Source organism: Actinoplanes sp. NPDC051851, assembly GCF_040681165.1.
Taxonomy (GTDB): Bacteria; Actinomycetota; Actinomycetes; order Mycobacteriales; family Micromonosporaceae; genus Actinoplanes.
Map to the genome: position 1 here is coordinate 136,038 of NZ_JBFAYF010000011.1, position 19,007 is coordinate 155,044.

General features: G+C 69.6%; 22 protein-coding genes. 11 read left to right on the forward strand and 11 right to left on the reverse strand.

From position 1 onward, the window contains the following. From fliE to AB0M08_RS14240, 7 genes are all read right to left on the reverse strand, one after another. Entirely contained in the window at positions 1-336 is a 336-nt protein-coding gene (fliE, locus tag AB0M08_RS14210) for a flagellar hook-basal body complex protein FliE (protein ID WP_364492524.1), read from the reverse strand. Between the two features lie 5 nt (positions 337-341). Further along, positions 342-734 carry a flagellar basal body rod C-terminal domain-containing protein gene (locus tag AB0M08_RS14215; protein WP_364492525.1) on the reverse strand — a complete coding sequence of 131 codons (393 nt, stop codon included), beginning with the start codon at positions 732-734 and terminating at the stop codon, positions 342-344. Between the two features lie 2 nt (positions 735-736). Further along, a complete protein-coding gene (gene flgB / locus AB0M08_RS14220) occupies positions 737-1,084 on the reverse strand; it encodes a flagellar basal body rod protein FlgB (protein WP_364492526.1) in 348 nt (115 codons plus the stop codon). 186 nt (positions 1,085-1,270) lie between these two features. After that, positions 1,271-1,591, reverse strand: coding sequence for a hypothetical protein (locus tag AB0M08_RS14225; RefSeq protein ID WP_364492527.1), 321 nt, complete (start codon positions 1,589-1,591; stop codon positions 1,271-1,273). A gap of 25 nt (positions 1,592-1,616) precedes the next feature. Further along, positions 1,617-1,985, reverse strand: coding sequence for a flagellar export chaperone FliS (gene fliS, locus AB0M08_RS14230; protein ID WP_364492528.1), 369 nt, complete (start codon positions 1,983-1,985; stop codon positions 1,617-1,619). A 57-nt stretch (positions 1,986-2,042) separates the two neighbouring features. After that, positions 2,043-3,422 (reverse strand): flagellar filament capping protein FliD, encoded by a 1,380-nt coding sequence (gene fliD / locus AB0M08_RS14235; RefSeq protein ID WP_364492529.1) that lies wholly within the window; start codon positions 3,420-3,422, stop codon positions 2,043-2,045. Positions 3,423-3,605: 183 nt separating this feature from the next. Beyond that, positions 3,606-4,835 (reverse strand): flagellin, encoded by a 1,230-nt coding sequence (locus AB0M08_RS14240; protein WP_364492530.1) that lies wholly within the window; start codon positions 4,833-4,835, stop codon positions 3,606-3,608. Between the two features lie 269 nt (positions 4,836-5,104). Here AB0M08_RS14240 and AB0M08_RS14245 point away from each other — a divergent pair, with 269 nt between their 5' ends. The 7 genes from AB0M08_RS14245 to AB0M08_RS14275 all read left to right on the forward strand — a co-directional run bounded on the left by AB0M08_RS14245 (position 5,105) and on the right by AB0M08_RS14275 (position 10,597). Next, positions 5,105-5,590: a flagellar protein FlgN gene (locus AB0M08_RS14245; protein ID WP_364492531.1), complete on the forward strand. Its 486-nt coding sequence runs from the start codon at positions 5,105-5,107 to the stop codon at positions 5,588-5,590. Further along, positions 5,590-7,023, forward strand: a complete 1,434-nt coding sequence (gene flgK / locus AB0M08_RS14250; protein ID WP_364492532.1) for a flagellar hook-associated protein FlgK — start codon at positions 5,590-5,592, stop codon at positions 7,021-7,023. Before AB0M08_RS14245 ends, flgK begins: the two co-directional genes overlap by 1 nt. An 11-nt stretch (positions 7,024-7,034) precedes the next feature. Continuing rightward, positions 7,035-8,006 carry a flagellin gene (locus tag AB0M08_RS14255; RefSeq protein WP_364492533.1) on the forward strand — a complete coding sequence of 324 codons (972 nt, stop codon included), beginning with the start codon at positions 7,035-7,037 and terminating at the stop codon, positions 8,004-8,006. 41 nt (positions 8,007-8,047) lie between these two features. Beyond that, positions 8,048-8,446, forward strand: coding sequence for a flagellar assembly protein FliW (locus tag AB0M08_RS14260; RefSeq protein ID WP_364492534.1), 399 nt, complete (start codon positions 8,048-8,050; stop codon positions 8,444-8,446). Positions 8,447-8,549: 103 nt separating this feature from the next. Continuing rightward, on the forward strand, positions 8,550-8,786 hold the full coding sequence (gene csrA / locus AB0M08_RS14265) for a carbon storage regulator CsrA (protein ID WP_364492535.1): 237 nt from the start codon (positions 8,550-8,552) through the stop codon (positions 8,784-8,786). Positions 8,787-8,980: 194 nt separating this feature from the next. Next, positions 8,981-9,727, forward strand: a complete 747-nt coding sequence (locus tag AB0M08_RS14270) for a hydrolase (protein WP_364492536.1) — start codon at positions 8,981-8,983, stop codon at positions 9,725-9,727. A 117-nt stretch (positions 9,728-9,844) separates the two neighbouring features. After that, positions 9,845-10,597, forward strand: a complete 753-nt coding sequence (locus tag AB0M08_RS14275; protein WP_364492537.1) for an SRPBCC family protein — start codon at positions 9,845-9,847, stop codon at positions 10,595-10,597. Positions 10,598-10,674: 77 nt separating this feature from the next. Here the strand turns inward: AB0M08_RS14275 and AB0M08_RS14280 are convergent, their stop codons facing one another. Together AB0M08_RS14280 and AB0M08_RS14285 are read right to left on the reverse strand one after the other, a co-directional pair. Next, positions 10,675-12,417, reverse strand: coding sequence for an ATP-binding protein (locus tag AB0M08_RS14280; RefSeq protein WP_364492538.1), 1,743 nt, complete (start codon positions 12,415-12,417; stop codon positions 10,675-10,677). Between the two features lie 138 nt (positions 12,418-12,555). Then, on the reverse strand, positions 12,556-12,768 hold the full coding sequence (locus AB0M08_RS14285) for a hypothetical protein (protein ID WP_364492539.1): 213 nt from the start codon (positions 12,766-12,768) through the stop codon (positions 12,556-12,558). 244 nt (positions 12,769-13,012) lie between these two features. On the opposite strand from AB0M08_RS14285, the gene AB0M08_RS14290 reads away from it, so the two are divergent. Together AB0M08_RS14290 and AB0M08_RS14295 are read left to right on the forward strand one after the other, a co-directional pair. Further along, positions 13,013-14,281: a S8 family serine peptidase gene (locus AB0M08_RS14290; protein ID WP_364492540.1), complete on the forward strand. Its 1,269-nt coding sequence runs from the start codon at positions 13,013-13,015 to the stop codon at positions 14,279-14,281. A gap of 133 nt (positions 14,282-14,414) precedes the next feature. Next, positions 14,415-14,807 (forward strand): response regulator, encoded by a 393-nt coding sequence (locus AB0M08_RS14295; protein ID WP_364492541.1) that lies wholly within the window; start codon positions 14,415-14,417, stop codon positions 14,805-14,807. On the opposite strand, the gene AB0M08_RS14300 is transcribed toward AB0M08_RS14295, so the two are convergent. Both AB0M08_RS14300 and AB0M08_RS14305 read right to left on the reverse strand, forming a co-directional pair. Next, a complete protein-coding gene (locus AB0M08_RS14300) occupies positions 14,804-15,568 on the reverse strand; it encodes a class I SAM-dependent methyltransferase (protein WP_364492542.1) in 765 nt (254 codons plus the stop codon). The two genes, AB0M08_RS14295 and AB0M08_RS14300, sit on opposite strands and share 4 nt — an antisense overlap. Positions 15,569-15,572: 4 nt before the next feature. Next, entirely contained in the window at positions 15,573-16,328 is a 756-nt protein-coding gene (locus AB0M08_RS14305) for an SDR family oxidoreductase (protein ID WP_364492543.1), read from the reverse strand. Between the two features lie 142 nt (positions 16,329-16,470). Between AB0M08_RS14305 and mshA the strand changes: the two genes are divergently transcribed. Together mshA and AB0M08_RS14315 are read left to right on the forward strand one after the other, a co-directional pair. Next, on the forward strand, positions 16,471-17,772 hold the full coding sequence (gene mshA, locus AB0M08_RS14310; protein WP_364492544.1) for a D-inositol-3-phosphate glycosyltransferase: 1,302 nt from the start codon (positions 16,471-16,473) through the stop codon (positions 17,770-17,772). Beyond that, positions 17,766-18,251, forward strand: coding sequence for a YbjN domain-containing protein (locus tag AB0M08_RS14315; protein WP_364492545.1), 486 nt, complete (start codon positions 17,766-17,768; stop codon positions 18,249-18,251). Before mshA ends, AB0M08_RS14315 begins: the two co-directional genes overlap by 7 nt. The last annotated feature ends 756 nt before the right edge of the window (positions 18,252-19,007 follow it).

Consider the following 19,007-nt stretch of genomic DNA (forward strand, 5'->3'; position numbering starts at 1 on the left):
TCAGGCCTGCATCCTCATGATCTCTTGGAAGGCTTCCACGGCCTTGTTGCGTACGGCCATGGTCAGCTGGAGTCCGAGAGAGGCTTCGGTCGAGGCCATCGTGTACTGGGCCGGATCCTGGAGCGAGCCGTTCGCCACCTGGGTGGCGAGGTCGCTGGCCTTGGACTGGGAGGCCTGGACGTTCTCGATGCCCTTGGCGAGCATCCCGGCGAAGTCGGTGTTCGGGCCGGTCGCGGCCTTGGTGCCGCCGACCCCCTCGTCCAGTCCTGATATTCCGGAGATTCCGGAGATTCCGCTCAGGCCGGACAACGAACTGATCCCGCTGATGGGGGTCATTCAGATCACTTCCCGAGGTTGATGGCCGCGGAGTACGCGTCCCGGGCGCGGTCGACGACGGAGAGGTTGGCCTGGTACGACCGCTGGGCCATCATCATCTGGGCCATCTGGCTGCCCATGTCGATGTCCGGTTTGCGGACGTAGCCCTGTGCGTCGGCGAGCGGGTCGTCCGGCGCGTACGTCAGGATCCCCTCGGCGCTGCCGAACTGGACCCCGGCCACCTCGGCGCCGTTCCCGTCCTGCGCCTCCCGGGCCTCCACGTAGCGGGCCTGGAACGCGTTCTCCGAGGTGCGGCTGGTGGTGTTCATGTTCGCGATGTTGTCGGAGACGGCGTCCAGCCACTTGCGGTAGACGGTGACGCCGGTGCCCGCGACACCGATGGCGTTGAAGATGCTCATCCTCAGGCTCCCTTGATCGCGTCGCGCAGCAGGCTGTACTTGCCGTCGATGGCCCGGATGGTCAGCTGGTAGCGCATCGTCGTGTCGATGTGCTGGAGCGTCTCCTCGTCGAGGTTCACGTTGTTGCCGTTGAGCCGGGTGGGCTCGAGCGAGGTCTCCTCGGACGGCGTGATGCCGAGCGGCGACTGGCCGCGGGCGACGGCGCCCTGCAGGGCCTCCTCGAACTTGACCTTACGGGCCCGGTAGCCGGGGGTCTCGACGTTCGCGATGTTGTTGGCGATGGCGGTCTGGCGTGCGGCCAGGCCGGAGACCGCGACGCGCAGTGCTGAGGTGGCGATGTCGTCGAACACGGCAACTCCTCGAGTGGCTCGTTCCGTCGCCGTTCCGTGGCAGCTCGGTGAGCAATCCGTTGCTCGTACCAGGCTGTTCGGCCTACCCGGCGATCCGCTGAGCGTCAGACGGTTGCTGCGAGGTTGCACACAGAAAGGCCCCGGAACCCGCTGCCGGGTTCCGGGGCCTTTCCCTGGTTATCAGTCCTACATCGCGCAATCGAGATAGATGGGGCGCTTGACCGCCTCGCCGGTCTCGATCCGGGAGGTGACCGCCTCCTGCCGCCGGGTGGCGGTGAGCCGGCGGGCGATCTCCTCGGCCGCGGCGAGCTGCCGGGTGAGGATCTCGTCGGCGCGCGGCTTGAGCTCCAGCGGCAGCGCGCCGAGCTCGGTCGGCGGCTTCCAGAGGCTGGCCGGCGGGTTCTCGGCGTGCCGGCGCTCGTCGGCCAGCATCGCCTCGACCGCGGCCACGTCCATCTCGAGTTCGTCCAGCGCCGTGGTCCAGGCGCCCCGCCAGTCCTCGCTCATCGCCGTACCCCCTGAATCGAAGACCTCACGCAGCCGCGGTCGCGGCGCTGCGCCACGCGTCGCGCAGCGGCTCCAGGAGCTTGCGGATGCCGGCCACCCGGTCGGCGTCCCGGGCGATGTTCGCCCCGATCAGCTCGGTGAGTACGAAGCCGTAGAGCGAGGCCAGACCGGGCGCGCCCTCCCACGCGTCCACGTCGAGCGTGGTCCGCAGCTCGATGACGATCTCCTGCGCGTGGTTGATCTTGTCGTTCGCGATCTCCCGCTCGCCGTTGCGGAGCGCCTCCTCGCCCTGGCCCAGGTCGAGGATCATGCGGTCGTAGAGCATGATCAGCAGCTTGGCGGGCGAGGCGGTGTTGATCGAGTCCTGGAGGTAGCGGTCGCGCGGAGCGGTCATCGGGCGTCCTGTTCTACAGAAGGTGGCTGGTCAGAGCGGGTGGCGGGGCTGGGGCGATCAGCCGAGGCCGGCGAGCTGGCCGGAGAGCCAGGTCGACTGGTTCTTCAGGGAGCCGAGCGAGCTCTCCAGGTTGCTGTAGGTCTTCTGCAGCGTCAGCTTGCGCGCCGCGAGACGGGTGTCCCAGTCGTCGATCTGCGCGTTGAGGCTGTCGATGTCGTTGTTCCGGCCGGTGATGATCGAGGTGACCGAGTCGGACTGCTTCTTGGCGAGCGCCTTGAAGGTGTCACCGAGGCCGATGCCGGCCTTCTGGATCGCGACCGGGTCGTCGGCGTACGCCGTCTTGAACTTGTCGGCGTCGAAGGTGAGCTGTCCGGAGGAGTTGAGCTGGATGCCCATCTTCGCGAGGCTGCCGAAGCTGATCGTCTTCGGGTTGGAGTCGCTGACCGCCTGGGTGCTGTCGTACTTGGGGTTGTCGTACGTGAGCCCCCCGCTGACCGCGCTCAGCAGCGTCTGGCTGATGTTGCGGACCATGAAGTCGCCGGTGAGCGTGGAGCCCTTCTTGGTGGTCGCGTTGTACGCGGTCTGGTCGGCGACCTCGGTGAGTACGCCGTTCGCGGCGTCGACCAGCGCCTGCATCTTGGACGCGATGGAGTCCACGTCGTTCTCGGCGGTGATCGTGACGCCGGTCTCCGGTTTGGTGACCGTGATCGAGACGCCGTTGAGCAGCCCGGTGAAGGTGTTGCTGTTGCTGGTGACCTCGTAGCTGCCCGCGGTCAGGTCGCCGTTCGAGTCGACCGAGCCCACCCGGATCTTGGCGTCCGCGGCGGCGGAGACGACGTTGGCGGTGCCGGAGAGGCCGGTGATCGTGAAGGCGTTCGCGGTGCCCGGCTTCATGCTGGTGAGCTGCAGGACGCTGTCGCCGTTCGAGGTGGTCACCACGCCGGCCCGGACACCGGCCCCGCTGGCGCTGTTGATCGCGAAGGCGATGCCGGCCGGTGTCGTGTCGGTCAGGTTGTCGATGGTGACCGGCGTGCCGGACCCGAGGATGATCGAGATCGAGCCGCTGCCGTCGGTGATGTCGGTGCTGCCGGCCGCGTACTGGGTGGTGGTGACCTGGGTCTTGGCGGTGGAGATCACGTCGAAGGTGGTGGCGCCGGCCGCGGAGGTGAGGCTGCTGGTGGCCGTCGCGCTGACCGAGGTGGAGCTGGAGGTGGCCTTGACCTGGCGCCAGCTGCTGAGGCTGCTGAGGCTGCTCCCGGCGGTGGTCATCGCGGCGAGCTTGGTGTTGACCGACTGGTACGCGGCGACGGTGTTCTCCGCCGTCGCCACCTTCGTCTTGAGGCGCGTCTGCGGAGCCGCTTCGACCTGCATGAGCTGCGCGATCATGCTGGTCGTCTGGAGGCCGCTGACCAGGCCGTCTACGGAAGAGGAAGACACGGGGCGCTCGCTTTCGTCTTGGGACAGAAGCCTCGGGGCGGGAAACCGGGGGCTGGAACGACGTAGGGGCAGCCAACCTGTTCCGTCGGCTACCCCTACCTATTCGGTCGCGCTCGCGCGCAATTCAGTTGTGCTCGGTGGCAGTTCGGTTGTCAGAGCCGGCCGCCACCGAGGTCACGCTCATCAGCGGAGCAGGGACAGCACGTTCTGCGCGGACTGGTTCGCCTGCGACAGCATCGAGGTGCCGGCCTGCGTCAGGATCTGGGACCGGGTGAACGAGACCATCTCCTGGGCCATGTCGGTGTCCCGGATCCGGGACTCCGACGCGGAGAGGTTCTCCACGGCCACGTTGAGGTTGTTGATGGTGTGCTCGAAGCGGTTCTGGTACGCACCGAGCTCGGCACGGGAGTCCGACACGCCGCGGATCGCCTTGTCGATCACGTCGATCGCGGCCTGCGGGCCCCCGGTGGTGGTCAGGTCGAGGCTCTTGGTACCGAGCGACGCGGAGTCGACCGCGCCGATCGAGATCGCGATGCGCTCGTTGCTGCCGGCGTTCGCGCCGACCTGGAAGCGGCCGGTGTTGCCGCCGCTCACGTTGTCCGCGGTGGTGGCGGTGCCGGAGGTGAGGCCGGCGTCGGAGATCGGGCTGCCGGTCGCCGTGAAGCTGCCGACACCGGACATGCTGAACGTGGTGTCGCCGTTGGTCGCCGTGGCGGCCGACATCTTGACCTCGTTGCCCTGGTAACCCGCGCCCTTGAGCGCCGTCGAGATCGCGTTGTTGAAGACCTTGGCGACATCCTGTCCGGTGGAGCTGGAGGTGATGTCGCCGGCCGCGATGGTGACGGTGACGGTGCTGCCGGGCGCGGCGCCGTCGACGGTGTCGAGGGTGAAGGTGCCACCCGCGGACAGGCTGGTCAGGGCGGTGGCGAGGGTGCCGGTGGTGCCCGAGGTCAGGGTGGTGCCGTCCATCTTCGAGGTGGCGCCGAACGAGCCGTCGAGCAGCTTCGCCTTGCCGAACGACGTGGTCTTGCCGATCCGGTCGAGCTCCTGGTTCAGCTGCTGGAGCTCCTTGTTGGCGGCGTCCTTGGAGTCAGTGTCCATCGAACCGGAGTTCGAGGTCTGCACCGAGAGGTCACGCATACGCTGGAGGATCGAGGTGACCTCGTTCAGCGAGCCTTCCGCCGTCTGCGCGACGCTGACGCCGTCCTGGGTGTTGCGAACAGCGACCTTCAGACCGCCGACCTGCGAGCGCAGGCCCTCGGAGATCGAGAGGCCGGCCGCGTCGTCGGCCGCCCGGTTGATGCGGAAACCACTGGAGAGCTTCTCCAGCGACTTCGACATCTGGCTGTCGGAGACCGACAGGTTCCGGTAGGCGTTCTGAGCGGCGATGTTCTGGTTGATGCGAAGACCCATGGGAAATTCCTCCTTGAGATGGGGTCTTGAACCGGCCCGTCCATGAGCCGTGGGGTGGCGCACCACTCCCATCGGCGCGTCGCCGTGAGGCCATGAGAATTCTCTGAGATTTCTTCGGGCTTTTCGGGCCAACCAGAGAAATGCCGCGGTCGCCGCGGCGGGAGAGACGTGGCGAAACCGCTCAGTGGCACGGCGAACATGCCGACCTGTCCGAATGAGTGGGTTGCCAAAGGGGTGCGGCCCGACCAGCGAAGACGACGGAGGACCGGGTGAGCCTCACCGACCTGGCCAGCGTCCTGTGGCGCTCTCGTGAGCTGCTGGAGATGCTGTTGTTCAAGCTAGAGGAGGAGCAACTGCTCCTCGCGGCCAACCGATCGCGCTGGCTCAGCCACGCCACCCGTGAGGTGGAGGTGGTGCTGGACCAGATCCGGCAGACCGAGGTCATCCGTGCCGCCTACTCACAGGAGGTGGCCGCGGAGCTCGGGCTCTCGCCGGAGGCCTCGCTGGGCGAACTCGCCGACGCGGCGCCCGACCCCTGGTCGGACCTGCTGCACCAGCACCGTAAGGCGTTCCTGCTGCTGACGTCGGAGATTCGGGCCCTGGCCGATGTCAATCGCGACCTGCTCACGGCGGGGCAGCGCGCGGCTCGCGAAACCATGCTCGTGTTCGCGGAATCTGTGGAAACGTACGGGCCGCAGGGCCAGACCGTCACGGGCGGTATCCGCCGCCCCACCCTGGTGGATGAGGCATTCTGATGGGCAGCACATTCAGTGGACTCAACACGGCGCTGACGTCCCTGTACGCGCAGCGTCGCGGCCTGGACGTCACGGGCCAGAACATCGCCAACGCCAACACCGAGGGCTACACCCGGCAGCGCGTCACGATGCAGGCGCAGAACGCCAGCCTGGTGCCGGGCATCTACGCCACCACCGACGCGATCGGCAACGGCGTCACCGTCTCCTCGGTGGACCGGATGCGCAACGCCGCTCTGGACCAGCGCAGCTACACCGAGCACGCGAACTCGGCGTACCACAACGCCCGGGCCGGCGCGTACAACCTGATCGAGGACGTCTTCGCCGAGCCGAGCGACACCGCGCTGCAGGCGCGGATGGCGGACATGTGGGACGGCTTCAACAAGATCACCACCAACCCCAGCGTCACGGCGCCGAAGGCGTCGCTGCTGGAGGAGGCGAACACCGTCGCCTCGTCGATCAACGACGCGGCCGCCTCGCTGAACAACCAGTACGAGTCGGCCCGCACCGGCCTGGACACCTACGTCGACGACGTCAACAAGGCGGCGGAGTCGGTGGCCAAGCTGAACAATCAGATCGTCGTCGCGAGCAAGGCCGGTCTCGCCGCCAACGAGCTGCAGGACCAGCGGGCGCAGACGATCCTCAGCCTCTCCGAGCTGGTCGGCGCCTCGGCCACGGAGACCCCGGACGGCTCGATCAACGTCTTCATCGGCAGCTCGCCGCTGGTCTCCGGCTTCAACGCCCGGAGCATCGAGATCGCGCCGGGCAGCGCCACCCGCCTGGAGGACCTCTCCACCACGGACGTCAACCTGCGCTGGTCGGACACGACGACCGGGGTCGCGGCCGGTGGCACCATGGGCGCTTCGATGGAGCTGCTCGCCAGCGGCGGGACGCTGCAGACCATGACGTCGCGTCTGGACAAGGTGGCGAGCACGCTCGCCGACACGGTCAACGCGATCTACAAGACCGGGTACGCCGTCGACGGCACCACCGGCAACGACTTCTTCGTCCGCAACGACGGCGACACCACCCAGGCGGTCACCGCGTCCACCATCTCGGTCGGCGTCACCGACCCGGCCAAGCTGGCGATCTCCAGCGGCGATCCGACCGGCACGCCCAAGGTCTTGAACGGCAACATCGCCGACACCCTCTCCGAGCTGGCCGACTCCCGCAGCGGGGCGGACTCGGAGTACCAGTCGATGATCGGCGAGCTCGGCGTCTCGGCGCAGTCCGCGATCCGCCGCCGCGACGTGCAGAACGCGGTCACCGATCAGGTGGACGCCGCCCGGGACGCGGAGTCCGGCGTCAACATCGACGAGGAGATGACCAATCTCCTCACCTACCAGCGCGGATACGAGGCGGCCGGCCGGGTGCTGACCACCATCGACTCGATGCTGGACCAATTGATCAACCGTACCGGCATGGTCGGTAGGTAGGGGGAGCTCGGATGTCCAGTAGCCCCAGGGTCACCCAGAGCAGTATCCGGACCCGGACCATGGCGAGTCTGCAGCGCAATCTCAGCAAGACGCAGGTCGCCCAGGACCAGATCTCCAGCGGCAAGCAGCTCAAACGTCCGTCCGACTCGCCGACCGGCACGGTCACCGCGCTCCAGTTGCGCGGCGAGGTACGGGCGAACAAGAAGTACTCGGCGAACGCCGACGACGCGGTCGGCCGGCTCGGTACCGTCCAGGACACCCTGGGCAACTCGCTCGAACTGATCAACAAGGTGCGGGACCTGACCCTCGCGGCGATCAGCGACGGCGGCACCACATCGGACGCGAACGCGGCCCGGGCTGCCGAGCTGGAGCAGATCAAGGGCACCCTGGTGCAGTTCTCGAACAGCAAGTACCTGGACCGCCCGGTCTTCGGGGGATCCACACCGGACGCCGCGGCGTACGACTCGAACGGCGCCTACATCGGCGAGGAGGCGGGCGAGACGCTCCGGGCGATCGGCCCGAACGCCAAGGTCCGGGTCGACATCCGCGGTCCCGAGGCCTTCGGGAACGACTACCTCGTGGACGCGTCCGGCAACTACGTCGACGCGTCCGGCAACGCGGTCGCGGACGCCGACAGGGTGGCGAATCCGACCCAGTTGTTCCACGTGCTCGACAGCGTCATCAGTGCCATGAAGACCGGTGACTACACAGCCCTCAACACCGGGCTGCAGAACATCGACAAGGCGTCTGATCAGCTGAAATCCACTCTTTCGGACGTCGGTGCCCGATACAATCGGGTTACCCAGATGAAGCAGTCCGCTGAGGATCGCTTGATGTCCGTGTCGTCGCAGCTGTCCGATATCGAGGATGTCGACCTGCCCAAGGCGATCATGGAATTGCAGCTCCAGCAGACCTCGTATCAGGCCGCCTTGGCCGCAACGGCCAAGGTGATCCAGCCCTCGCTCATCGATTTCCTGAGGTGACCATGACTACTCGCTACGCGTCCCGACCGATCGAGGCAACCATGACCGACCCGGCGCTGGGCCTGCCGTCCATCCAGATGGCGGTACCCATGCCCGGTTTCCCGGCTCACCGGGAGTTCGTCCTGGTCCGGCTCAACGACGACGGTCTGCTCTACGCACTCACGTCGCTGGACAACCCGGAGCTCCGCTTCCTGGTCGCCCCGCCGGAGCCCTTCTTCCCGGAGTACGCGCCGGAGATCGACGAGTCGGTGTTCGCCGCGCTGAACACGAAGGACCCGGACCGTCTGCTGCTGCTGACCGTCATCACCGCCGGTCAGAACGAGACCACCGCGAATCTGCTCGCGCCGATCGTGGTGGACCGGGACACCATGCGTGCCATGCAGGTCGTCCTCACCGGGTCGACCTACCCGGCCCGCGCGATCATGCAGCGCGCCTTCTGACCCTCCACCGCTCCAGGCGCGGTCGCGGTTACCACGCGGCCGCGCCTTTTGCCATGCTGTCCGTTTGGCATGCTGTCCGTTCCATGGATGGAGGAGGGCACCGATGCTTGTGCTGACCCGCCGTGCCGGCGAGAGCGTGATGATCGGCGACGATGTCGTGATCACCGTGCTGGAGGCGCGGGGCGACGTCATCCGACTGGGTATTCAGGCCCCGCGCCACGTGCAGGTGCACCGCGAGGAGGTCTACCGCGAGCTTCAGGAGGCGAACCGGCAGGCCGCCTCCCCCACCGACGCCGCGGTCGAGGCCGTCACGAAGCTCGTGGAGAAGCCGGAGGAATGAGTGCGGGCGCGCCCGTCGTCTCCGCAGGCGACGGGCGTCTCCCTTTCTCCAGACCGAGGTCAAGACCCTTCCCGGGTACGACCGGAGCGCGCACCTCACCTGCACCGGCCACTGACCCGGGCCGACAACCTCCGGAGCCCACTCTCATCCTCGGACGGGAGAAGCCCGTCTCCTTCAGTCCGGGGGAGCGTTCAGTGGGTGCAGAGCGGGAAGCAGTCATCGGCGGCGCGGTCGGCACCGCGAGTCCGCTGGACCTGTCGGTGGATGCCCACGTGCACACCGGGTTCGCCGCCGGGCGGGACGCCGTCGGGGTGGTCGTCTCGGCCGCGGACCGTACCGGTCTCTCCGCCCTGACCTTCGCCGACCAGGCCGGCCCGGACACCACCTGGCTGACCGCGTACGCGGACGCCGTACGCCGGGCCCGGCACCGTACCGAGATGACGCTGCGGGTCGCCGTCGAGGTCGAGGTGGTCCGCGCGGACGGCTGGATCGCGCTCCCCGCCGACCTGGCGCAGCTCGACGCCCTCTCGGTCGCCGTCTCCGACCTGCCCCTCGGCGACCAGCTGCTGGACGCCCGTGAGGTCCGGTCCCGGATCACCGCCGGCGAGCTCACCGGCGAGCGGGTGGCCGAGGCCCTGATCGCCGCCACGGTGAAGGGCCTGGAGCGTGCCTCCCGGTACGTGCCCACCCAGCTGGCCCGCCCGCTCGCGCTGCTGGCCCAGGCCGGCGTGGACGACGCGGTGGTCTCTGCCGATCTGATCGCCGAGCTGGCCACCGCGTGCCGCAGCACCGGGACCGTCGTCGAGGTCAGCGAGGCGTGGCGCAGCCCGTCACCGCGTGTGGTGGCGCTGCTCCGCGAGACCGGCGTGCCGCTGGTGCCCGCGAGCGACGCCCGGTACGCCGCCGAGGTCGGCCACTGGCACTACCTGCGCCGTCTCTAGGCCCGGGGCCCCGATGGATCGGGGTGCCCGAAGGCCCGGGATGCGCGAAAGCGAACACGGGTCGCAGTTGCCTCCGTACTCTCTGTCATGCCAGCACTTCAGCATGGGAGAGTTGCCATGAGTATGGTTCAGCAGGCCATCGAGGTGAGTGCGCCGCTGCATACGGTGTACGAACAGCTCGCCGCGTTCGAGAACTACCCGCGGTTCATGACCGGGGTTCGGCAGGTGACCACCGCCGGCGACCAGACCCACTGGATCATGGAGGTGGACGGCAAGCGCCGCGAGTTCGACGCGCAGATCATCGAGCGCTCGGAGGACGAGCGGGTCTCCTGGTCGACCATGGAGGGGCCGCTGCTCGCCGAGACCATCACGCTGCGGCCGATGGGCGAGACGAAGACCCAGATCGTCGCGCAGCTGGAGGCCGACATCGCGTTCCTCATGCCCAGCGACCGGCACGGGCAGGAGTCGCTGAACCGGCGTCTCAAGGCCGACCTCACCACGTTCAAGGGCCTGGTGGAGAGCGGCGTGCTGGGCGGCCGCCCGATGCCGACCGGCGCCAGCACCAAGCGGATCGCCGGGCGCTCGCACACCCTGTTCGGCCCGGGCGACAACCCGGCCTCACCGGCGTCGGTCGCGGCCCGGATCCGCAACCGGATGGAGCCGGCGCCGAAACCCGGCGCGGGCTGGGACAGCGGCCCCGCCGACCTGGGCAACGCCGACCCGACCGGCACCGGCCTGACCGACAACCCGCTGCGCCATCCCGCGGGCCCGCCCACCAAGTCCGGCAGCGCCCGGATGGGCGGCCGCACCCCGCAGTCCGACATGTGGGGCAGCGGCATGCTGAACGAGGAGGACCGCGGTAGTGCCTGATCGCGGGTCCTCGACCAAGGCCGGTCCCCTCGGGGCCGGCCTTCTTCGTCAGCGGGGGCATGCCTTCTCCGGCTTCGTCAGCGGGGTACCGCCTCCAGCGTGACGATCAGCCGGGCGCCCTGCGGTGCGACGTGCTCGTAGCGGACCGTCCCGCCGTTCGCCTCGACCAGGTGCCGGACGATGAACAGGCCCAGCCCGGCACCGCGGATGAACCGCCCGAACACCTTCGGCAGCACGTCCGCCGGGATACCGGTCCCGCTGTCCTGCACCGTCAGCGTCACCGTTCCGGCCGTCTCCGGCGCCGCGGTGACCCGGATCGGCTCGGCGCCGTGCGTGGTCGCGTTCTTCAACAGGTTCTCCACCACCACGGCGAGGTGCCCGCGGTCGGCGAGCGCGGAGATCTCGTCGTCGATCGCGATCTCCACCGCGCCCGCGCCGGGGAGCTCCGCGCACACGCCGGTGACCAGCTCGCCGAGGGGGACCGGTACCCGGCGGGCGGTGACCGCGCCGGTGTCCAGCCGGAAGAGCAGCTGGAGGTCGTTCATCATCTTGATCAGCCGGCGGGTGTTCTTGTCGATCTTGGTGGCCAGCTCCAGCCGGATGTCCTCCGGCAGGTCCGCCCAGTCCGCGCAGAGCAGCTCGGCGAGGCTGGCGATCGAGCTGATCGGCTGCGCCACGTCGTGGGTCAGCATCGAGGTCAGGTCGTTCTTGAAGGCCAGCGCCGCGGCCAGCTCCTCGTTGCCGCGCTCCAGCTCGGCGGCGTGCTCGCTGAGCGCCTCCTCGGCCTGCTTGCGCTCGGCGATGTCGACGCAGGTCGCCACGTATCCGCGGGGCGCTCCGGCGGCGTCCGGGATGGCCGCCATGGTGGCCAGCACCGGGATCGTGGTGCCGTCCGCCCGGGGCAGCGTCCAGTCGCCACCGTCGCCGGGCGGCGGCAGGGGCGGCGGGTCGCGCAGCGCCCCCGGGTGCCCGGTCAGCTCCCGCCAGCGCCGGTTCACGTCGATCACCCGGTAGTTCGCGTCGAGGACCATGACGGCCTCGTTCATCGACTGCAGCAGGGTGTCGGCGAAGTCCTGCCGGTCCCGCAGCTCGGCGACCAGGTGCCGTTGCCTGCGGTCGGCCACGTCGAGGGTGCGTACCAGAAAGGCCAGGAGGCCCAGCAGAGCGAGGGCCGCGAGGATCGCACCGGTGCTCACCGCCGCGACCGGCTTGCTCACGCCACTGCGCGCGGCGAAGACGCTGACCAGCGCGGCGATCACCGGCGCGGCGAGCAGTGCCGGGGCCAGCCGGCGGACGGCCGTCCGCGGCCCGGAGTCGTCCAGGGTGCGCAACGGCCCGGCCTCGGGCCGGGCCAGGATCGCGCCGGCGGTGAGGGCGAGCAGGCCGCCGGCCAGGTAGAGGGGCATCACCCCGCCGGGACCCTGCCCGGCGGGGAAGACCGGGGCGAAGAGCCGGGGTACCAGCGCGACCAGCGCGATGATCGCGGCGCCGAGCAGCAGCGGATCGGCCACCCGGATCGGCACCGCGCCGGCCCGCCGGGGGACGCGCAGGTCCAGGCAGGCCAGGGCGAGCCCGGAGAGGAGGGCGGCGACCGCGGCGGCCGGGTGGGTGTCGAGCACGGCGGCGCCGAGTCCGGCCGCGGTGAGCGCGAGGACGGCGGCGGCTCCGGTCCGCAGCCGGTCGACGGTGCCGGCGGCCGACGGTACGACCTGGAGCAGCAGCGCGATCCCGGCCGGAAGCAGCGCGACCGCCGGCGCGGGGCTGAGCCCGTCCGGCGGTACGCCGTCGTCAGAGGTGTGCGTGTTCAGCAGGCCGATCACGGCGACTGCTACACCGGCACACCCGGCGAGTATCCGGGACAGCCGGCCCACGCCACGCGCCGCGATATGCACATATCCCCCCATGACGTGAGGAAATGAGCATAACGCGGCCCTCGGTAGTTGGAACCGGTCCAGCGGTTACTTGCCCGCCCAGCCGAACCCTTCCTCCAGGCGGATCTTGCTCGCCACCTTCGTGAGCTCGGCGTGGTGCCGGTTCGCGTGGTGCCCGCAGAAGGCCAGGTCGCCGCCGCTGTGCAGAGTCACCTCCAGCTTGGCGGCCGACCCACAGCGATCGCAGCGCTCGGTCAGCTCGCCGACGGTGTCGATCTCGGGCGACAGCAGGGTGGTCATATCGCTCTCCTTGCTCGGTGGCGGTGTGCAGCGGTCCTGACAGGGGGTAGATCGGCCCCCGCTAGAACGGATTTAGTCCTTCCCCCTATGGAACCGCTGTGATCCCCGCGATCGTCGCGGGCGGTACCCGTGCAACCCGAGAGCACCCCGGAGAGACCCGGTACCGCTATCTCCGCTCCCCAACATTTCCCTCAGTTGTCCTCGGCATGCCCCCGGGCCGAGCCAGACGAGAGGAAGACTCAGAATGTTCGGTTCCGACGCCCGTCGCCTCGCCGTACGTCTCACGGCTGTCGCGAGCGCCGCCACCGCCACTCTTCTCGGCTTCACCGGTCCGGCCTCGGCCGTTCCGTCGGCCCCGTCGGCCGGGCTCGCGCCCGCCACGGAGGCCCGGGTCATCGGCGCGGGCGTCGAGGGCGCCATCGCCGGCAGCTACATCGTCGTGCTCGAGCCCGGCGCGGCGGCGGTCACCGCCGTCTCGCGTGCGCTGGTCCGGGAGTACGGCGGCACGGTCGTCGCCGACTACCTCTCCACGGTACGCGGATTCCACGCGGAGATGACCGCATCGCAGGCCGCCCGCCTCGCCGTCGACCCGGCCGTCCACTACGTCGAGCAGGACGCGGTGGTCAGCGCGACCGCCGTCAAGCAGAACCCGGTGTGGAGCCTGGACCGGATCGACCAGCCGTCCCTGCCGCTCTCCAAGTCCTACACGTACCGCTCGGCGAAGAACGTCACGGCGTACGTCATCGACACCGGCATCCGCACCGGCCACCGCGAGTTCGGCGGCCGGGCGAGCAGCGGCTGGGACTTCGTCGACGACGACCGGACCGCCAACGACTGCAACGGTCACGGCACCCACGTCGCCGGCACCATCGGCGGTGCCACCTACGGCGTGGCCAAGGACGTCAAGCTGGTCGGCGTCCGGGTGCTGGGCTGCGACGGCTCCGGGTCGTACGCGGACTTCATCGCCGGCGTCGACTGGGTGACCGCGCACGCTCAGCTGCCCGCGGTCGCCAACATGAGCATCGGCGGCCCGACCAGCAAGGCCCTCGACGACGCGGTCCGCCGCTCGATCGCCAAGGGTGTCACGTACACCATCGCCGCCGGCAACGAGCGCATGAACGCCTGCGAGTCCTCGCCGGGCGACACCCCGGAGGCGATCACCGTAGGCGCGGTGGACAACGCCGACAAGCGGGCCTCCTTCTCCAACTACGGCTCCTGCCTCGACCTCTTCGCCCCGGGCGTCAACATCCGCTCGGCGTCGTGGAAGTCGGCCACCGGTACCCAGATGATGAGCGGTACCTCGATGGCGAGTCCGCACGTGGCCGGCGCCGCCGCTCTGCTGCTCGGCCTGCACCCGGCCTGGACGCCGAAGCAGGTCCGCGACGACCTGGTCCGGCACGCCGGCGCGGGGCTGGTCCGCGCGCGGGCCCAGGGTTCGCCGAACCGCCTGCTCTACACCGGCTACCTGAACGCCTCGACCGGTGGCGTGGCGAAGGCCCCCGCCCGCCGTTGAATGCGTCTGACTCATACGCCGCGCGACGCTCCTGTGCGTTGCGCGGCGTTGTGTATTCCCTGCTCGCGGAATGTCCAACCCTCGCGCCCGGCGGCGGATAGCGTGAAACCGACCCCAGCCCGAGGAGGACCGAATGTCCGAGGCGCCGGTCGCAACGCCGACCATCCTGCTCGTCGACGATGAAGAAGATCTGCGCGACATCATGCGCCGCATGCTGCAGAAACGCGGGTTCGCGCCTCTGGTGGCGGGCGACCCCGACGAGGCCCTGGCGATCCTCCAGGAACAGGCCGGCACCGTGGACGTCCTGGTCACCGACCTGACCCTGCCGGGTGGGGCGTCCGGCGGGGAACTCGCCGCGAAGGCCGTCGCGATGTACCCCGAGCTCAAGGTGATTTTCATCTCCGGCCTGCCCAAGGACATCGCGGTGGCCAAGGGCCTGGTCGGCGAGGACGCCCTCCTGGTGAAGAAGCCGTTCACCGCGGGCTCGCTGATCGAGGCGGTGAACGAGGTCCTGGGGAGGAACTAACCCCTCTCCATGGCCCAGGGCAGCGTGAGTTCGCCCAGCCGCCAGCGTGCCGGGCCGTCCAGCACCGGCCAGCCGTCGGCGCGCATCCGGCGTACGGTCGCCAGCCATCGCTGCCGCGGCCCGAACGGCGTCGCCTCGGTCTCCCATGCCCGCCCGAGCGCGCGCAGCAGCTCGTGCACCGGATGGCCGGGCACGTTGTGGTGGATCAGCGCCTTCGGCAGCCGCTCCGCGAAGATCGCCGGATGCTCCAGTACGGGCAGCCGCGCGGAGAGCGTCAGGGTCAGCGGCCGGCCGTTCTCGACCACCGTCCACGTGGCGATCCGGCCCAGCTCGTCACAGGTGCCCTCGACCAGCAGCGCGCCGGTCGCGGTCATCTGCCGCCAGGCCGCGAACACCTCCTGTTCGGCGTACTGCCGAAGCACGTTGAACGCGCGGACCAGCACCGGAGAGAGCCCGGCCAGCTCGAACCCGCCGCGCCGGAACTCCAGCCACGGCGGGTCGGCGAACGGCAGGGCCGCCGCCACCCGTTCCGGATCGATCTCCAGCCCGATCACCGTGACGTCCTTCCGGACCGCGGCCGCCAGCCTGCCGCGCAGCTCCACGGCGGTCACCGGTGAGGCGCCATAACCGAGATCGATCACGGTGGGCGTGCTCGCCGCCCGCAGGATCCGGTCCATCCGGTACGCGATGAAGTTGTCCACCCGCCGCAGCCGGTTGGGGTTCGTGGTGCCCCGGGTGATCGCGCCGACCGGCTTGGTCACTGACTCAGAGCTCCCGGTGCACCTTGTGCTGCGCGGCCTGGGCGATCGGGCGGACCACCAGCCGGTCGATGTTGACGTGCTGCGGCCGGGTCGCGGCGAACGCGATGATGTCCGCGATGTCCTCGGCGACCAGCGGCTCCTTCACCCCGGCGTAGACCGCACCCGCCTTCGCGGTGTCCCCGCCGAACCGGTTGACGGCGAACTCGTCGGTCCGCACCATCCCCGGGTCCACCTCGACCACCCGGACCGGTTTGCCGACGATCTCCAGGCGCAGCGTGCCGACCAGGGCGGTCTGGGCGTGCTTGGCCGCGACGTACCCGCCGCCGCCCTCGTACGGCGTGAAGGCCGCGGTGGAGCCGACCGTCACGATCGTCCCGGCGCCGCTCGTCTCCAGGGCCGGGAGCAGGGCCTTGGTGACCCGCAGGGTGCCGAGCACGTTGACGTCGTACATCCACTGCCAGTCGTCGATGGAGCCGGACGCGACCGGGTCCACGCCGCGCGCCCCGCCGGCGTTGTTGACCAGCAGCGTGAGCGGGCCGCCCAGCGCCTCCACGGCGGTGGCGAGGGTGGCCACCGACTCGTCCGAGGTGACGTCGCAGGCGACCGCGGTGGCGCCCTCGCCGATCTCCTTGACCAGGGCGGCCAGCCGGTCCACCCGGCGGGCCGCGGCGACGACGTGGAAACCCTCGGCGGCGAGACGGCGGGCGGTCGCCGCACCGATCCCACTGGACGCGCCGGTGACGACAGCGATGTTCTGCATGCTCCGATCTTCCCCCATGACTTGAGTCACCCCGGCGCTCTCGCGTAGTGGTTCAGCGCACGCCGATGGGGAAGATGAACTCGGCGCAAAGACTTTTACGCATACAGGCTTTTACACACACAGGCTTGCGGAGGGAATCATCGTGGCTGAGCTACGGCCGGACGTCCGCTGGCCCACCCCGCGTCGGATAGCCACCCTCTCGGTGCACACCTCGCCGCTGGAGCAGCCCGGCACCGGTGACGCCGGCGGGATGAACGTGTACATCGTCGAGGTCGCCAAACGACTGGCCGCCCGGGGCGTCGAGGTGGAGATCTTCACCCGGGCCACCGCGAGCGAGCTGCCGCCGATGGTCGAGATGGTGCCCGGCGTGCACGTACGCCACGTCACCGCGGGTCCGTACGAGGGCCTCGACAAGGAGGAGCTGCCCTCCCAGCTCTGCGCGTTCACCACCGGGGTACTGCGCGCCGAGGCGGCCCACCCGCCGGGCCACTACGACCTGATCCACTCGCACTACTGGCTCTCCGGGCAGGTCGGCTGGCTGGCCCGGGAGCGCTGGGGCGTGCCGCACGTGCACACCGCGCACACCCTGGCCAAGGTGAAGAACCGGCTGATCGCCGTCGGTGACCGGCCGGAGCCCAAGGCCCGGGTGATCGGCGAGGAGCAGGTGGTCGCCGAGTCCGACCGGCTGGTCGCCAACACCGGCTTCGAGGCGCAGGACCTGATCGACCACTACCAGGCCGACCCGGATCGGGTCAGCGTGGTGCAGCCCGGTGTCGACCTCTCGCGCTTCCGCCCCGGCTCCCGCGACCGGGCCCGGTTCGGGCTGCCCGAGCACGGCCGGATCGTCGCGTTCGTCGGCCGGATCCAGCCGCTGAAGGCCCCCGACGTGCTGATCTCCGCCCTCGCCGAGCTGCGCGCCCGCGGCACCACCGACGTCACGCTGGTGATCTGCGGCGGCCCGAGCGGCAGCGGCCTGGACCGCCCGACCGCGCTGATCGAGCTGGCCGCCTCGCTCGGCGTCACCGGCTCGGTGGTCTTCCTGCCGCCGCAGACCGGTGCCGACCTGGCCGCTCTCTACCGCGCCGCCGACCTGGTCGCGGTGCCCTCCTACAACGAGTCCTTCGGCCTCGTCGCCCTGGAAGCCCAGGCCTGCGGTACGCCGGTGGTCGCGGCGGCCGTCGGTGGGCTGGTCACCGCGGTCCGGGACGGAGACAGCGGCGTGCTGGTCGACGGGCACGACCCAGCCGACTGGGCACGCGTGCTGGACCGCCTCTTCGCGGCACCGGCGTACCGTCATCGTCTCGCGGCGGGCGCCGTCGCCCACGCGTCCCAGTTCTCCTGGGACCGCACCGCGGACAAGCTGATCTCGGTCTACCGTGACGCGGTACGCGCACACCGGGCGATGATCGCCGCCCGTCTGGAGGGAGCGACCTGCGCATGGTGACCGAGCTGATCGAGCGGGTGCTGACCGACCGCGAGCTGGACTGGGAGCCGACCGGCGAGTCGTCCTACGTGGTCACGCTGCCCGGCGTGCACAAGCTGAAGACCGCGGTCAACCTGATCGTCGGCGAGCACTCGCTGCGGATCGAGTCGTTCGTGATGCGCCGCCCGGACGAGCGCCACGAGGACCTCTGGGCCTGGCTGCTGCGCCGCAACTCCCGGATGTACGGCGTCGCCTTCTCCATCGACCAGGCCGGCGACGTCTACCTGACCGGTCGCGTCTCGCTCAAGTCCGTCGACGAGGACGAGCTGGACCGCATTCTCGGTTCGGTCCTCACGTACGCCGACGAGTCGTTCGACACGATGCTCGAGATCGGCTTCGGCACCTCGATCCGCCGCGAGTGGGAGTGGCGCGTCAAGCGCGGCGAGTCCGTCGCCAACCTCCAGGCCTTCAAGCACCTGGCCCCCGGCGCCGACTCCTGAGCGCCCCCGTTCGTGCACTCTGGACAACGCTGCTGACGTGCTGAAACGGCCCCCGATTTCACGGCGATGTCGCCTTCCGGCAACCTTGGGTAGCATCGCACTGTTTCGATGCTCGTCATTTTCCCCATCCCGTAACAGTCATAATTTCCGCCAGTGCCGAAGAGCCCGGACGAGTGATTGCCGGATCGTCCGATCGGTTGGTTGTTGGCGTTTGTGACGGTCGAGACAGATGTCGACACTGAATCGGCTTGTGACACTTGACTGGTGCAACTAGCGTGGTCGATGGACGTCGAGCCGTTAGTTCGGGGAACGGGGCGATCAGCAATGATCGCCGCGGCACGACGTTTGGGGACGGGTGGCATCAGCCGTTGGGGGACGGCGCGACCCGAGACCGGCGGTTAGTGCGGGCGACGCCTATGGGGATGGGGGTCGCCCGCCGCCGCCGGCGCCTACGGAGTTGGGGCCGCTGCCGACGCCTTTGTTTCGAGCGTGTTGAGCCATCCGCGCCTTCGATCTTTTATCCGGCCAATACCCCACGCACCCCCATTCCTCCGTGTTCCGGCATTCCCCACTCCTCCCACCGCGGAACGACTGTCCGATGTGTTCTCCCGCCATGGGAACGCTCCCGCACCACTTCCCCACACCTTCTCCCCATCTTTTGTCCCTCCCCGTTTCCCCAAACCCCCTCCACCCCCTTCTCCTCCCCGACTCGCCCCACCCCCCAACGCCCCGAGCTCCTCAACTCCCCGCGCGCGT

Excerpts from the sequence above, each read along its gene's own strand:
- fliE (WP_364492524.1), bottom strand. The coding sequence starts at position 336 with ATGACCCCCATCAGCGGGATCAGTTCGTTGTCCGGCCTGAGCGGAATC.
- AB0M08_RS14215 (WP_364492525.1), bottom strand. The coding sequence starts at position 734 with ATGAGCATCTTCAACGCCATCGGTGTCGCGGGCACCGGCGTCACCGTC.
- AB0M08_RS14225 (WP_364492527.1), bottom strand. The coding sequence starts at position 1,591 with ATGAGCGAGGACTGGCGGGGCGCCTGGACCACGGCGCTGGACGAACTC.
- fliS (WP_364492528.1), bottom strand. The coding sequence starts at position 1,985 with ATGACCGCTCCGCGCGACCGCTACCTCCAGGACTCGATCAACACCGCC.
- AB0M08_RS14240 (WP_364492530.1), bottom strand. The coding sequence starts at position 4,835 with ATGGGTCTTCGCATCAACCAGAACATCGCCGCTCAGAACGCCTACCGG.
- flgK (WP_364492532.1), top strand. The coding sequence starts at position 5,590 with ATGGGCAGCACATTCAGTGGACTCAACACGGCGCTGACGTCCCTGTAC.
- AB0M08_RS14255 (WP_364492533.1), top strand. The coding sequence starts at position 7,035 with ATGTCCAGTAGCCCCAGGGTCACCCAGAGCAGTATCCGGACCCGGACC.
- AB0M08_RS14260 (WP_364492534.1), top strand. The coding sequence starts at position 8,048 with ATGACCGACCCGGCGCTGGGCCTGCCGTCCATCCAGATGGCGGTACCC.
- csrA (WP_364492535.1), top strand. The coding sequence starts at position 8,550 with ATGCTTGTGCTGACCCGCCGTGCCGGCGAGAGCGTGATGATCGGCGAC.
- AB0M08_RS14275 (WP_364492537.1), top strand. The coding sequence starts at position 9,845 with ATGAGTATGGTTCAGCAGGCCATCGAGGTGAGTGCGCCGCTGCATACG.
- AB0M08_RS14285 (WP_364492539.1), bottom strand. The coding sequence starts at position 12,768 with ATGACCACCCTGCTGTCGCCCGAGATCGACACCGTCGGCGAGCTGACC.
- AB0M08_RS14290 (WP_364492540.1), top strand. The coding sequence starts at position 13,013 with ATGTTCGGTTCCGACGCCCGTCGCCTCGCCGTACGTCTCACGGCTGTC.
- AB0M08_RS14295 (WP_364492541.1), top strand. The coding sequence starts at position 14,415 with ATGTCCGAGGCGCCGGTCGCAACGCCGACCATCCTGCTCGTCGACGAT.
- AB0M08_RS14305 (WP_364492543.1), bottom strand. The coding sequence starts at position 16,328 with ATGCAGAACATCGCTGTCGTCACCGGCGCGTCCAGTGGGATCGGTGCG.
- AB0M08_RS14315 (WP_364492545.1), top strand. The coding sequence starts at position 17,766 with ATGGTGACCGAGCTGATCGAGCGGGTGCTGACCGACCGCGAGCTGGAC.